The sequence below is a fragment of the Streptomyces sp. NPDC037271 genome, assembly GCF_055603605.1.
In genome coordinates, this window is sequence record NZ_JBVJVN010000033.1 from 52,280 (window position 1) to 64,895 (window position 12,616).

General features: G+C 71.5%; 11 protein-coding genes. 8 read left to right on the forward strand and 3 right to left on the reverse strand.

The features are described 5' to 3' along the window. Genes ACZ7G3_RS33615 through ACZ7G3_RS33635 form a run of 5 tightly spaced genes read left to right on the forward strand, consistent with a single transcriptional unit; the run spans position 1 to position 4,591 of the window. Positions 1-1,623, forward strand: a complete 1,623-nt coding sequence (locus ACZ7G3_RS33615; RefSeq protein ID WP_470930275.1) for a sensor histidine kinase — start codon at positions 1-3, stop codon at positions 1,621-1,623. A gap of 26 nt (positions 1,624-1,649) precedes the next feature. Continuing rightward, complete coding sequence (locus ACZ7G3_RS33620; RefSeq protein WP_383528034.1) at positions 1,650-2,027, forward strand: roadblock/LC7 domain-containing protein; 378 nt, start codon at positions 1,650-1,652, stop codon at positions 2,025-2,027. After that, positions 2,024-2,440: a DUF742 domain-containing protein gene (locus ACZ7G3_RS33625; RefSeq protein ID WP_426602425.1), complete on the forward strand. Its 417-nt coding sequence runs from the start codon at positions 2,024-2,026 to the stop codon at positions 2,438-2,440. Before ACZ7G3_RS33620 ends, ACZ7G3_RS33625 begins: the two co-directional genes overlap by 4 nt. After that, a complete protein-coding gene (locus tag ACZ7G3_RS33630; protein ID WP_426518638.1) occupies positions 2,421-3,041 on the forward strand; it encodes a GTP-binding protein in 621 nt (206 codons plus the stop codon). Before ACZ7G3_RS33625 ends, ACZ7G3_RS33630 begins: the two co-directional genes overlap by 20 nt. Before the next feature lie 53 nt (positions 3,042-3,094). Beyond that, positions 3,095-4,591 (forward strand): cytochrome P450, encoded by a 1,497-nt coding sequence (locus tag ACZ7G3_RS33635; protein WP_470930277.1) that lies wholly within the window; start codon positions 3,095-3,097, stop codon positions 4,589-4,591. Here the strand turns inward: ACZ7G3_RS33635 and ACZ7G3_RS33640 are convergent. After that, positions 4,585-5,550 carry an RluA family pseudouridine synthase gene (locus ACZ7G3_RS33640; RefSeq protein WP_470930279.1) on the reverse strand — a complete coding sequence of 322 codons (966 nt, stop codon included), beginning with the start codon at positions 5,548-5,550 and terminating at the stop codon, positions 4,585-4,587. The two genes, ACZ7G3_RS33635 and ACZ7G3_RS33640, sit on opposite strands and share 7 nt — an antisense overlap. 78 nt (positions 5,551-5,628) lie before the next feature. On the opposite strand from ACZ7G3_RS33640, the gene ACZ7G3_RS33645 reads away from it, so the two are divergent. After that, complete coding sequence (locus tag ACZ7G3_RS33645) at positions 5,629-6,210, forward strand: GNAT family N-acetyltransferase (RefSeq protein WP_470930281.1); 582 nt, start codon at positions 5,629-5,631, stop codon at positions 6,208-6,210. Positions 6,211-6,561: 351 nt separating this feature from the next. Here ACZ7G3_RS33645 and ACZ7G3_RS33650 read toward each other — a convergent pair whose 3' ends face one another. Together ACZ7G3_RS33650 and ACZ7G3_RS33655 are read right to left on the reverse strand one after the other, a co-directional pair. Next, the gene (locus ACZ7G3_RS33650; protein WP_470930283.1) at positions 6,562-7,407 is read right to left on the reverse strand and encodes a siderophore-interacting protein; all 846 of its coding nucleotides are present in this window, start codon (positions 7,405-7,407) and stop codon (positions 6,562-6,564) included. A gap of 199 nt (positions 7,408-7,606) precedes the next feature. Next, positions 7,607-8,512 (reverse strand): 5'-3' exonuclease, encoded by a 906-nt coding sequence (locus tag ACZ7G3_RS33655; RefSeq protein WP_426602442.1) that lies wholly within the window; start codon positions 8,510-8,512, stop codon positions 7,607-7,609. Between the two features lie 286 nt (positions 8,513-8,798). On the opposite strand from ACZ7G3_RS33655, the gene ACZ7G3_RS33660 reads away from it, so the two are divergent. Both ACZ7G3_RS33660 and ACZ7G3_RS33665 read left to right on the forward strand, forming a co-directional pair. Next, complete coding sequence (locus tag ACZ7G3_RS33660) at positions 8,799-9,890, forward strand: quaternary amine ABC transporter ATP-binding protein (RefSeq protein WP_426602430.1); 1,092 nt, start codon at positions 8,799-8,801, stop codon at positions 9,888-9,890. Beyond that, entirely contained in the window at positions 9,883-12,498 is a 2,616-nt protein-coding gene (locus tag ACZ7G3_RS33665; RefSeq protein WP_470930285.1) for an ABC transporter permease/substrate binding protein, read from the forward strand. Before ACZ7G3_RS33660 ends, ACZ7G3_RS33665 begins: the two co-directional genes overlap by 8 nt. Positions 12,499-12,616: the final 118 nt, after the last annotated feature.

The following is a 12,616-nucleotide window of genomic DNA, read 5'->3' on the forward strand; positions in this document are numbered from 1 at the left end:
ATGGTGAGTGTTGATTCCCCTCCAGGTCGCCGCGAACTTCCCTACGCGCGCACCCTGTTGATGCCGGCGATACTGATGGCCGCGGTCACCGGGGCCGCCGTCGCCGTGGTGGCGGAACCGGCCCGGCTCGCCGTCGGCCTGTGCGGTGCGATCGCCACACTGCTGGTGATCGCCGCGGCGGCCGAGACGGCACGCCGCGGCCGTGCGCTTCGGGTCCTGCGCGCCGAGCACGCCCGTCACAGCGCGTATCTGGAACGCCGGGCCGCGAGCCACCACGAGGAGATGGTCTGGCTCGGCGGCGAAGTCCTGCCCAACATCCTGGACTTCATGCGCCGGGGGAGCACGCCCGAAGAGGTGATGCGCCGGCTCGGCGAGGTCGACCCCTCGTACACCCAACTCGGCGAGCCCCAGCGCCGGATGATCCGCATGATCTGCGACATCGTCGACCACCAGGACTCCATGCGGGAATCCGCCGAGCGTTCCTTCGTCGACATCGCCCGCCGCGTCCAGGCGATCGTCCACCAGCAGAACAAGGAACTCCGCGAGATGGAGGAGGACCACGGACGCAACCCCGAGGTCTTCGACGACCTCCTGCGCATCGACCACGGCACCGCCCTGATCGGCCGCCTCGCCGACTCGATCTCCGTCATCGGCGGCGGCCGGCCCGGACGCCAGTGGCCCAAGCCGGTGGCGCTCTACAGCGTGCTGCGCGGCGCCATGTCCCGCATCCTCCAGTACCGCCGGATCAACCTGGCCTCCATCGCCAAGGTCAACATCAAGGGCACCGCGGTCGAGCCGGTCATCCACGCCGCGGCGGAGCTCCTCGACAACGCCACCCGGTACTCGCCGCCGGGAGCCAAGGTCCACGTCACCGCGACCGAGGTGCAGAGCGGTGTCTGCATCGAGATCGAGGACGCCGGCGTCAGCCTCAGCGAGGAGTCCCGCGCCCGCATCGAGGGGCTGCTGGAGCACGCCAAGCGCGGCACCGACGTGCAGGACCTCGCCCAGCACCCGCGTCTCGGCCTGTCCGTGGTGGGCCGGCTGTGCACGCAGTACGGCATGGACGTGTCGCTGCGTGCCTCCGCGTACGGCGGCGTCCGGGCCATCCTCATCGTGCCCAGCAAGATGATGACCACCGAGCCGGGAGTCGGACTCGCCCACGGCATCGGCGCGGCGTCGATCCCCCAGCCGGGCCCGGACGCCCTCCCCGGACCCGAGCGCACGCCCAAGAAGCGCCGTCCCACCAGCCCCCGCATCCCGGACACGGTCTCCCTGGAGGACGACGTTCCCGAGGTGACCGAGTGGACGGCGGGCGGACTCCCGCAGCGCCGCAGCCGGGTCAAGATGCCGATCAGCCAGCGCCTCGCCGAACAGGCGATCTGGGAGCGGGAGGAGGCCGAGCGCGAGGCCCGCCGGGCCGCCGAGCGCGCCCGCAACGGCTTCCCGGTGGCCGCGGACCCGGAACCCGGGCCGAAGAAGGACGAAGGGCTCCCGCCGGGGCACTTCATCGGCGCCTTCTGGGAGGGCCTCAAGCAGCACCCGGGCAGCACCCGGGCCCACCAGCAGTCCAGCAGCAACGAGCCGGCCCACGCCCCGGCAGACGACGAGGGGAACCTCAAGTGATCGAGCAGCAAGGCAAGTTCGACTGGATGCTCCAGGACCTCTACGACGGCGTCCCGGGCATCGAGATGATCGTGGTGCTCTCCGCCGACGGCCTGCGCATCGCCCGCTACTCCGGTGACCCCGACGCCGCCGACCGGGTCGCCGCGGCCTGCGCGGGCCTGCAGAGCCTGGCGAGCGCCGTCAGCCAGGAGATCCCGACCAGCGACGGCGCGATGAAGATGGTCCTCATCGAGATGAACGGCGGCTACTTCTACCTGATGGCCGCCGGCCCCAACGCCTACCTCGCCGTGCTCTCCGACGTCCGCTGCGAGCCCGGCCGGATGGGCCTCAGCATGGCCGACCTGGTCGCCCGGATCGGCCCCCACCTCACCAGTCCGGCCCGGCGCAACGGGCAGACCGTATGACGCCTCCCCAGCGCCAGAGGCGATCTCCAGGGCAGGAGCCGTCCGCCGCGTCGACCCGTGCCGCACAGCCCGCCAAGGACGACGGAACCCCCAACCCCGAGCGGCTGTTCGTCATCGGCGGGGACGGCGGCGGCGAGCGCGCCGACATCGACCTGGTCACCCTGATCGTGGCCCGCGCCGACCCGCCGGTGTCCGCCACGCCGGAACAGGCGGCCCTGCTGCGGCTGTGCGTCGCACCCCTGTCCGTAGCCGAGCTGTCGGCCTACCTGAGCCTGCCGTTCAGCGTGGTGACCGTACTGCTCACCGACCTGCTGGCGACGGAACTGGTGCAGGCCCGCGCCCCGATCGTCCGCCAGAAGGTCGCCGACCGAACCCTCCTCGAAGCGGTGATGCATGGACTTCAAAAACTCTGACACGATCCCGGGCCCGCGGACGGAGGACCGGCTGCCGCACACGGCCGAGGCCGCCGTGAAGATCGTCATCGTGGGCGGCTTCGGAGTCGGCAAGACCACCATGGTCGGCTCGGTCAGCGAGATCAGACCGCTGACCACCGAGGAGACGATGACCCAGGCCGGTATCGGGGTCGACGACAACTTCGGTTCCGCCTCCAAGACGGCCACCACGGTCGCCATGGACTTCGGCCGCATCAGCATCACCGACCAACTGGTGCTGTACCTCTTCGGCACGCCCGGCCAGGAGCGCTTCTGGTTCCTGTGGAACGGCCTGTTCGAGGGCGCACTCGGCGCGGTGGTACTCGTCGACACCCGCCGCCTCGAGGTCAGCTTCGACGTCATGGGGCGGCTGGAGGAGCGCGGCGTGCCCTTCGTCGTCGCCGTCAACACCTTCCCCGACGCGCCCCGCTACCCCGTCGCGGAGCTGCGGACCGCGCTCGACCTGCCCGAGGAGATCCCCATCCTCGACTGCGACGTGCGGCGCCGGGCCTCGAGCCGGGACGTCCTGATGACGCTGATGCGCTTCCTGCACTCCATCGCCTCGAAGGGCGCGCTCACCTGACCCGGCGCGGCCGGCCCACCCCCTGTCCCACACTTCTGTTGCGGAGCGACACTGTGACGCCTGAACGCCATTCCCTGACCGGAACGGGCGACCCCCTGCTCGAACCACCTCCCGGCTGCCCCGCGCACGGCCTCGGACCGGGCGGACTGCACCGGCTGCACGAGGCGGACGACCTGGAAGAGCTGTACGAGAAGCTGCGCGAGCAGCACGGTCCGGTGGCGCCGGCGCTGCTCCACGACGACGTACCGGTGTGGGTGGTCCTCGGGCACGCCGAGAACCTGCACATGGTGAGCACGCCCGCCCAGTTCTGCCGCGACAGCCGTATCTGGACGCCGCTCAACGAGGGCATGGTCGAACCGGACCACCCGCTCATGCCGCACATCGCCTGGCAGCCCATCTGCTCCCACGCCGAGGGCGAGGAGCACAAGCGGCTGCGCGGCGCGGTCACCAGTGCCATGGCCGACATCGACTACCGGGAACTGCGCCGCCACATCAAGCGGTACACCCAGCGCCACGTCAACCGGTTCTGCGAGGCGGGCCGCGCCGACCTCGTCAGCCAGTTCGCCGAGCACCTGCCGATGGGCGTGATGTGCCATCTCCTCGGCATGCCGGACGAGTACAACGACCGGATGGTGGAGGCCGCCCGCGACATGCTCAAGGGCACCGAGACGGCCAACGCCAGCCACGCCTACGTCATGGACGCCCTGAGCCGCCTCGCCACCGCCCGCCGGGCCAAGCCCGAGGACGACATCGCCGGCCGCCTCGTCACCCACCCGGCCGCGCTCACCGACGACGAGGTCAGGGAGCACCTGCGGGTGGTCCTCATCGCCGCCTACGAGGCGACCGTCAACCTCATCAGCAACGTGCTGCGCGTGGTCCTCACCGACCCTGGCTTCCGCGCCCAGCTCAGCGGCGGCCAGATGACTGTGCCCGAGGCGGTCGAGCAGTCCCTGTGGGACGAGCCGCCGTTCAGCAGCGTCTTCGCCTACTTCGCCAAGCAGGAGACGGAACTGGGCGGACAGCGCATCCGGGCCGGCGACGGGCTGCTGCTCGGCATCGCACCGGGCAACGTCGATCCGCGCATCCGCCCCGACCTGACCGCGAGCATGGAGGGCAACCGCGCCCACCTCGCCTTCGGCGGCGGCCCGCACGAGTGCCCCGGCCAGGACATCGGGCGGGCCATCGCCGACGCCGGGATCGACGCGCTGCTGATGCGGCTGCCGGACGTCCAGCTCGACTGCGACGAGGACGAACTGCGGTGGCGGTCGTCGATCGCGTCGCGGCACCTGGTGGAGCTGCCGGTGCGGTTCGAGCCCAGGGCGCAGCAGGACATCAGGCAGCAGCCGAGCCACGCCCCGGCCCCGGCGCAGCGCACCGCCTGGCACGTCGGCATTCCGCGACCGGAGAGCCGGCCCGAGCCGCAGGTCCCGGTCTCCCCGCCGGAGCCCGTGTCGGTGACGGCCGCGGAGCCCCAGCGGGTACCGGGACCGGAGCAGCCCCGTCCCCGCGGTGCCTGGCAGCGCTTCCTGCTCTGGTGGCGCGGCTACTGACGGCCGGCCCAGTCCTCGTACGCCACCCAGGCGTCCAGGGACCGCCCGCTGCGGAAGCGGTGCTCCCGCCCCGTGACCGGATCGGTGAACCCCAGCTCCCGCGCGAGCAGTTGCAGCGGGCGCCGGAAGTCGCCGGCCGGCACCGGGGCGGTCACCACCGGGTAGAGGGGGTCGCCGAGGATCGGCATGCCGAGCGCGGTCATGTGGACGCGCAGCTGGTGGGTCTGGCCGGTGGCGGGCACCAGCCGGTACCGGCCCAGTCCGAGGTCCGGGCCGGGGCGGTGTCCGATCAGCTCGACGCGGCTCACGGCGTTCGGCTCGCCCTCGGTCTCCCGGGCGGCCAGCACGCCGCGTTCCTTGAGGATCCGGCTGCGTACGGTCCGGGGCAGGGCGAGGGCGGGGTCGTGGGGGGCGACGGCCTCGTACTCCTTGCGCACCCGCCGGTCGCGGAACAGACCCTGGTACGCGCCGCGCTCCTCGGGGCGCACCGTGAACAGGACCAGTCCGGCGGTGAGCCGGTCGAGGCGGTGCGCGGCGGCGAGCGCCGGGACGCCCAGCTCCCGGCGGAGCCGGGCGAGCGCGGTCTCGGTGACGTGGCCGCCGCGCGGGGTGGTGGCCAGGAAGTGCGGTTTGTCGGCGACGACGATGTGCTCGTCGCGGTACACGACCTCCAGGGGGAAGGGCACCGGCACCTCGACGGGCAGTTCGCGGTGGAACCACACGAACATCCCCGGTTCGTACGGCGCATCCGACGGCACCGCCCGCCCGTCCGCCCCGACGAACAGCCCGGCGTCGAACATGCCGTCGACGACGCCGGCACCCGCCCCGGACAGCCGCTCCCTCAGGTGTGCGCGCACCGTGGACCACGGCCCCCCGGCCGCGGGCAGCCGCACCCGGACCGCGTCGATGCCGTCGCGTTGCGGGAGGGGTGAGGGCGGGGGAGGAGTACGGCGTCTCATCGCCTGCCAGCGTACGAGGACGGACCGGCGCCGGGAAAACCACTGGGCCGCCGGCCGGTCCGTTGGCAGGATGCGTCCATGCCCTATCTGACGCGCCCGGTCCTCGCCGCGGGCACCCTCTCCCGCACCCCGCAGCCCACGCTCCCCACCGGAGACGGGCTGGTACTGCGCCCGTGGCGCACCGACGACGCGCCCGCCGTGCACGCGGCCTTCCAGGACCCGGTGATGCACCAGTGGCACATCCGCGCCGCCGACTCCGAGGAGGAGGTGCGCGGCTGGATCACCGAGTGGCAGCGGGGCTGGACCGACGAGCGGGACGTCCAGTGGGCCGTGGCCGACGCGGGCGACGACCGGCTGCTCGGCCGGGTGGCCCTGCGTCAGGTGCTGCTCGGCGACGGGGTGGCCGAGGTCGCCTACTGGACGACAGCGGCGGCCCGGGGCCGGGGCGTCGCCGCCCGTGCCACGAACGCGCTCGCCCACTGGGCCCTGGACGAGATCGGCTTCCAGCGCCTGGAACTCACCCACTCCGTCGCCAACGAGGCCTCCTGCCGGGTCGCCGGGAAGACCGGGTTCGCCCTGGAGGGCACGAAGCGCAGCGCCCTGCTCCACTCCGACGGCTGGCACGACATGCACCTGCACGCCCGGGTGCGCGGGGACTGAGGCGCGGGCCGGCTTCGCGGGACGCGCACCGCACAGGTGTGGGCGGGACACCGGGTACGGGTGGCGCCGTACCGGGCGTGATGAGCGAGGCGACCGCGCCGCACGGACGGCCGACGAGGCGCGGTTGCCGCGGCGCGGGTGCCGGGCTGGGCTGGGCGTGTGTGGCGGGGACGGGGACGCCGGCTTGCTCCAACGCCGGCTCGCTCGAACGCCGGCTCGCTCTACGCCCGGCGAGCGTGCGGCCCTGCGGAGGGGCCCCACGGCGTCGTGACGCTGCGTGCGGACACGCGGGGCCGGGCCCCGCTCGTCCGGGCGCGGCGGAGTGCCGTCCGAGCCGGCGGCCGCGCCGCGCTACGCGGCGGGGGCGGCGCCTTCCTGTTCCGCCTCGATGCGTGCGTTCCACTCCTGCTTCGAGGCCTGCCAGCCGTCCTCGTTGTGGCCGAGGCGCCAGTAGCCGGAGATGGAGAGGTCCTCGCGGGCGATCCCGCGCTCCACCCGGAGCAGCCGCCGCAGTTCCTTCACGCAGGCCGCCTCGCCGTGCACGAAGGCGTGTACCCGGCCTTCGGGGAAGTCCAGGCCGCGCAGGGCCTCGATCAGGGCCCGGCCGACCGGACGGTCGCCGCGGTGCAGCCAGACGACCTCCGCGTCGGAATCGATCTTCTGCTCCTCCTGGGCGCTCGCGACCTCGATGAAGGCGAAGGCGCGGGCGCCGTCGGGCAGCGCCTCCAGGGACCGGGCGATCGCGGGCAGCGCGCTCTCGTCACCGGCGAGCAGGTGCCAGTCGGCGGCGGGGTCGGGGGCGTAGGCGCCGCCGGGGCCCAGGAAGCGGACGGTCTCGCCCGGCTGGACGCGCCTCGCCCAGGGGCCGGCCAGACCCTCGTCGCCGTGGATGACGAAGTCCAGCGTCAGCTCGCGGTGCTCGGCGTCCCAGTGGCGCACCGTGTACGTCCTGGTCACCGGCCACTGGTCGCGCGGGAACTCCGCGCGGATCCGCTCCATGTCGAAGGGCTCGGGATAGGTGGCGCCCCCGGCGGGGAACAGCAGCTTCACGTAGTGGTCGGTGCAGGTGTCCGCCGAGAATGCGGAGAGACCCTCGCCGCCGAGCACCACGCGCTGCATGTGCGGGGTCAACCGCTCGGTGCGGACGACCTGTGCGCTGTGCGGCTTGCGCGGCTTGCGTCCCGGACGGTCTGCCATGACGGCCTCCCTGCTCCCTGCGTGAGGGCTCCCTGAGTTAGGTATACCTAAGTTAGCATCCCCGCCCGTCCTGTCGCGTCATGGAGGGGAGGACCCCCGGCCCCCGCGCGCAGGGTCGCGCAGAGTACGGCTTCCCCTCGTCGGCGTGCCGAAGCGCCGGGCGGGCACCGCCCGCCCGGCGATGTGCGGCCGGGCCGGTTCAGGCGGTGAGGGTCGTGAGCAGTCGCTCCAGTGATCCGCCCAGGCCCCAGCGGGCCGCCAGTCCGTCCAGCGCCGCCGCGTCGCGCGGGGCGTGGGGCAGCGCCGTGGCGACGTCCGGCAGCGGCACGTCGTCGGCGACCCGGACGACCTTCGGGGCGACCGCGAGATACGGGCGGGCCTCGGTCAGCCGCCTGCGCTGCGAGGGCGTCAGCTTCGCCTTCGGGTCGTCGACGGCCGCCTGGATCCCGGCCAGGTCCCCGAACTCGGCGAGCAGCTTGGCCGCCGTCTTCTCGCCGATGCCCGCCACGCCCGGCAGGCCGTCGCTCGGGTCTCCCCGCAGCAGTGCCAGATCGGCGTACCCGCGGCCGTCGACGCCGTACTTCTCGCGCAGTGCGGCCTCGTCCGTGAGGTGGAGCGTGCCGACGCCCTTGACCGGGTAGAGCACGCGCACCCCGCGGGCGTCGTCGACGAGCTGGTAGAGGTCCCGGTCGCCGGTGACGATGTCGACCGGGCCGGTCGCCCGCGCCGTGTACGTGCCGATGACGTCGTCCGCCTCGTACCCGGCCACGCCGACGCGGGCGATGCCGAGGGCGTCGAGGACGGCCTCGATGACCGGCACCTGGGGCGAGAGCGTGTCGGGTACCTCCTCGGTGTCCGGGCCCTCGGGGGTCTCCTCGGCGACGCGGTGCGCCTTGTAGGTGGGGATCAGCTCCACCCGCCACCGCGGGCGCCAGTCGGCGTCCATGCAGGCGACCAGGTGGTCGGGCCGGTGGTCCTTCACCAGGCGGTCGATGAAGTCGAGGAGTCCGCGGACGGCGTTCACCGGCGTTCCGTCAGGGGCCTTCACGGAGTCCGGCACGCCGAAGTAGGCGCGGAAGTAGAGGGAGGCGGTGTCGAGAAGCATCAGTCGTCCGGTCACGCCTCGCATCATGCCGCAGGTCACATGGACGGATGAGGGAGGGTGTGTGAACTGGGTCACTCTTGTGTTTGGGTCGGGGTGATCAGGGCAGGCGCGCTTCCGGGCCGAAGCTGGTTGATGCATTCAACTGTTAGCGAGTCTTCGTAACGCTGAGTCGCAACACCGGGTCGCTCGACGAGTCGTTCCACCGAGTCGTCGCACCGAGTCGTTTCACCGAGCTGCGTCACGAGTCTTCACGTCCCTGTCCCTGCCCCCGATCCAAGAGGTAAGCGTGTCAGCCAGGCTAGAGGCCGAAAACCTGTACAAGGTCTTCGGCAAAAAACCGGACCAGGCAGTCGAACGACTGCGCCAGGGAGCCGACCGGGAGGAACTGCGCGCCGACGGCACCACGGCCGCCGTCATCGACGCGTCCTTCACCGTGGAGCCCGGCGAGATCTTCGTGGTCATGGGCCTGTCCGGGTCCGGCAAGTCCACGCTCCTGCGCATGCTCAACGGTCTGTCGGAACCGACCGCCGGGCGCGTCCGCTTCGGGGGACAGGATCTGACCGAGCTCAGCGACCGCGGACTGCGCGAGGTCCGCTCCAAGCAGATCAGCATGGTCTTCCAGCACTTCGCGCTGTTCCCGCACCGCAGTGTCCGGGACAACGCCGCCTACGGTCTTGAAGTGCAGGGCGTGCCCCGCGCCGAGCGCGAACGCCGCGCCGACGAGGCGCTCGCCCTGTGCGGCCTGGCCGGCTGGGAGAAGTCCTGGCCCGACGAGCTGTCCGGCGGCATGCAGCAGCGCGTCGGCCTGGCCCGCGCGCTCGCCACGGACGCCGACCTGCTGCTGATGGACGAGTCCTTCAGCGCCCTCGACCCGCTGATCCGCCGGGACATGCAGGACCAGCTGCTGGACCTGCAGAAGACCCTGAAGAAGACCATCGTCTTCATCACCCACGACCTCAACGAGGCCATGCGCCTGGGCGACCGCATCGCCGTGATGCGCGACGGCCGGATCGTGCAGATAGGCACCGCGCAGGACATCCTGATACGCCCCGCCAACGACTACGTCGCCTCCTTCACCCGCGACGTCGACCGCTCCCGCGTGCTCACCGCGGGCTCTGTCATGGAGACGGAGGTGCGCGGCGACGAGGCCGACTGCGGCTGCGAGACCGCGACGCCCGACACGACGTTCGCGGAGCTGTGCGCGATCAGCGCCCGGGTGACCCACTCGGTGGCGGTGCTCGACACCGACCGGCGGCTGGTCGGCGTCGTCCCGGCCCGGCGGCTCGTCGGCTTCCTCGGCGACGACGAGGACACGGTCCTCGGCGTCTGCGACAGCCCGCGGGACAAGGGCGGCGAGAAGGTGATGTCCCGTGCCTAGAATCCCCCTCGGTGACTGGGTCAACAGCACCGTCGACTGGCTGCTCGACAACGTCTCCTGGCTCTTCACCTTCTTCAAGAGCGTCTTCACCGGCGCCTACGACGGCATCAACGCCGTCCTCCAGGCCCCCGAGCCGCTGCTGCTCGCCGGCATCTTCGCCGTGGTGGCCTTCTGGCTGCGCGGCGCCCTCGCCGGTGTCCTCTCCTTCGCGGGGTTCGCCTTCATCGAGTCCCTCGGTCTGTGGGAGAACTCGATGGTGACCCTGGCGCTCCTGCTGGTCGCCACGATCATCGCCCTGGTCGTCTCGGTGCCGGTGGGCATCTGGGCGGCCCGCTCCGACCGGGTGAGCGCGTTCGTCCGGCCGGTCCTGGACTTCATGCAGACGCTGCCCGCGATGATCTACCTCATCCCGGCGATCCTGTTCTTCGGCACCGGCTCCGCCCCGGGCATCGTGGCCACCCTGATCTTCGCGCTCGCCCCCGGCGTGCGCATGACCGAGCTGGGCATCCGCCAGGTCGACAAGGAACTGGTCGAGGCCGCCGAGGCCTTCGGCACCACCCCGCGCAACACCCTGCTGCGCGTCCAGCTCCCGCTCGCGCTGCCCACGGTGATGGCGGGCGTCAACCAGGTCATCATGCTCGGCCTGTCCATGGCCGCGATCGCCGGCATGGTCGGCACCGGCGGCCTCGGCGGCGACGTCATGGAGTCCATCGGCCAGCTCAACGTCGGCCTCGGCGCCGAGGCCGGTCTCGCCATCGTGATCCTGGCGATCTACCTGGACCGCATGACCAGCGCGCTGGGCACCCACGTCTCGCCGCTGGGCCGCCGCGCCGCCGCCAAGGCCCGCGCCGCCAAGGGCCTGAAGATCTGGTCCTACCGCCCCCAGCCCCAGGTCGCCGTCATCGGCCTCGTGATCCTCGGCCTGGTCGCCGGCGGCATGGGCGTCTTCGGCGGTGCCGACGACTCCGAGAGCGTCGCCGACGGCAAGAACGTCGGCCAGGGCAAGAAGGTCAGCCTCGGCTACGTCCCCTGGGACGAGGGCATCGCCTCCACCTTCCTGTGGAAGGAGATCCTCGAACAGCGCGGCTACGAGGTGGAGGCCAAGCAGTTCGACGCCGGGCCGCTCTACACCTCCCTGGCGCAGGGCGACATCGACATCGTCACCAACTCCTGGCTGCCGACCACCCACGAGCAGTACTGGAAGCAGTACGGCGACCGCCTCGACGACCTCGGCTCCTGGTACGACGAGACCTCGCTGGAGCTGACCGTCCCCGCCTACATGGAGGACGTCGACTCGCTGGCGGACCTCAAGGGCAAGGCCGGCCTGTTCAACGGGAAGATCACCGGCATCGAGTCCAGCGCCGGCGAGATGGCCCTGCTGAAGAGCAAGGTCCTGGGGGAGTACGGCCTGGACAAGGAGTACAAGGTCGTCGACAGCTCCACCCCGGCGATGCTGGCCGAGCTGAAGCGGGCGATGAGCAAGAAGGAACCGATCGTCGTCACGCTCTGGTCCCCGCACTGGGCGTACAACGACTTCGACCTGAAGAAGCTCGAGGACCCCAAGGGCGCCTGGGGCGCCGGCGACGGCGTGCACACGCTGTCCCGCAAGGGCTTCGGCGGCGACAACCCCACCGTCGCCAAGTGGCTCAAGGACTTCTCGATGACCGAGAAGCAGCTCACCAGCCTCGAGGCCGAGATCAACACGGCCGGCAAGGGCAACCAGCAGGACGCCGTCCGCACCTGGCTGAAGGCCAACCCGGGCCTCGTGGACAAGCTCGCCCCGGTCCAGGGCGGCACCGGCGCCACCCCGGCCGAGGCCAAGCGCCCGCTGGACGTCGCCTGGTTCCCCTGGGACGAGTGCGTCGCCGTCACCCACCTGTGGAAGAACGTCCTGGAGCGGCGCGGCTACGAGCTGAACCTGAAGCAGATGGACGTCGGACCGGTCTACACCGGACTGGCCTCCGGCGACCTCGACCTCAACTTCGACGCCTGGCTGCCCTACGCCCAGAGCAACTACTGGGAGAAGAACAAGAACAACCTCACCGACCTGGGCACCTGGTACGAACCGACCTCCCTGGAGATCGCCGTCCCCTCGTACGTGAAGGACGTCAAGTCACTCGCGGACCTCAAGGGCAAGGCCGACCTCTTCGACGGGAAGATCATCGGCATCGAGCCCGGCACCGGTGAGATGCAGCTGCTCAAGAACGAGGTCATGCCGGGCTACGGCCTGGAGGACGAGTACGAGGTCGTCGACGGCTCCACACCGGCGATGCTGGCCGAGCTCAAGCGCGCCCTCGCCAAGAAGGAGCCGGTCGCGGTCACGCTCTGGTCGCCGCACTGGGCGTACAGCGAGTACGAGCTGACCAAGCTGAAGGACCCCAAGAAGGCCTTCGGTGAGGGCAACACCATCCGCACCATCTCCAGCAAGGCGTTCCCCGAGCAGTACCCGCAGCTCACCGAGTGGATCAAGGGCTTCCACATGAGCGAGGACGAGCTCGGCAGCCTGGAGGCGGAGATCAAGAACCGCGGCCAGGGCCAGGAGGAGGAAGCCGTGGCGGCCTGGCTGAAGGAGTACCCGGACATGGTCGGCCGGATGACCCCGCAGTAGCTCACCACCGGTACGGCTTCCCGTACCGACCGCCCCGAGGGGTGGGGGGGGGGGGGGGGGGGGGGGGAGGGGGGGTGGGGGGGGGGGGGGTGCGACCCCCACATCTCGAAAGAGGTGA

What these genes read in the sequence shown, in the direction of transcription:
- ACZ7G3_RS33615 (WP_470930275.1), top strand. Translation starts at nt 1, where the DNA reads ATGGTGAGTGTTGATTCCCCTCCAGGTCGCCGCGAACTTCCCTACGCG.
- ACZ7G3_RS33620 (WP_383528034.1), top strand. Translation starts at nt 1,650, where the DNA reads ATGCTCCAGGACCTCTACGACGGCGTCCCGGGCATCGAGATGATCGTG.
- ACZ7G3_RS33625 (WP_426602425.1), top strand. Translation starts at nt 2,024, where the DNA reads ATGACGCCTCCCCAGCGCCAGAGGCGATCTCCAGGGCAGGAGCCGTCC.
- ACZ7G3_RS33630 (WP_426518638.1), top strand. Translation starts at nt 2,421, where the DNA reads ATGGACTTCAAAAACTCTGACACGATCCCGGGCCCGCGGACGGAGGAC.
- ACZ7G3_RS33640 (WP_470930279.1), bottom strand. Translation starts at nt 5,550, where the DNA reads ATGAGACGCCGTACTCCTCCCCCGCCCTCACCCCTCCCGCAACGCGAC.
- ACZ7G3_RS33645 (WP_470930281.1), top strand. Translation starts at nt 5,629, where the DNA reads ATGCCCTATCTGACGCGCCCGGTCCTCGCCGCGGGCACCCTCTCCCGC.
- ACZ7G3_RS33650 (WP_470930283.1), bottom strand. Translation starts at nt 7,407, where the DNA reads ATGGCAGACCGTCCGGGACGCAAGCCGCGCAAGCCGCACAGCGCACAG.
- ACZ7G3_RS33655 (WP_426602442.1), bottom strand. Translation starts at nt 8,512, where the DNA reads ATGCTTCTCGACACCGCCTCCCTCTACTTCCGCGCCTACTTCGGCGTG.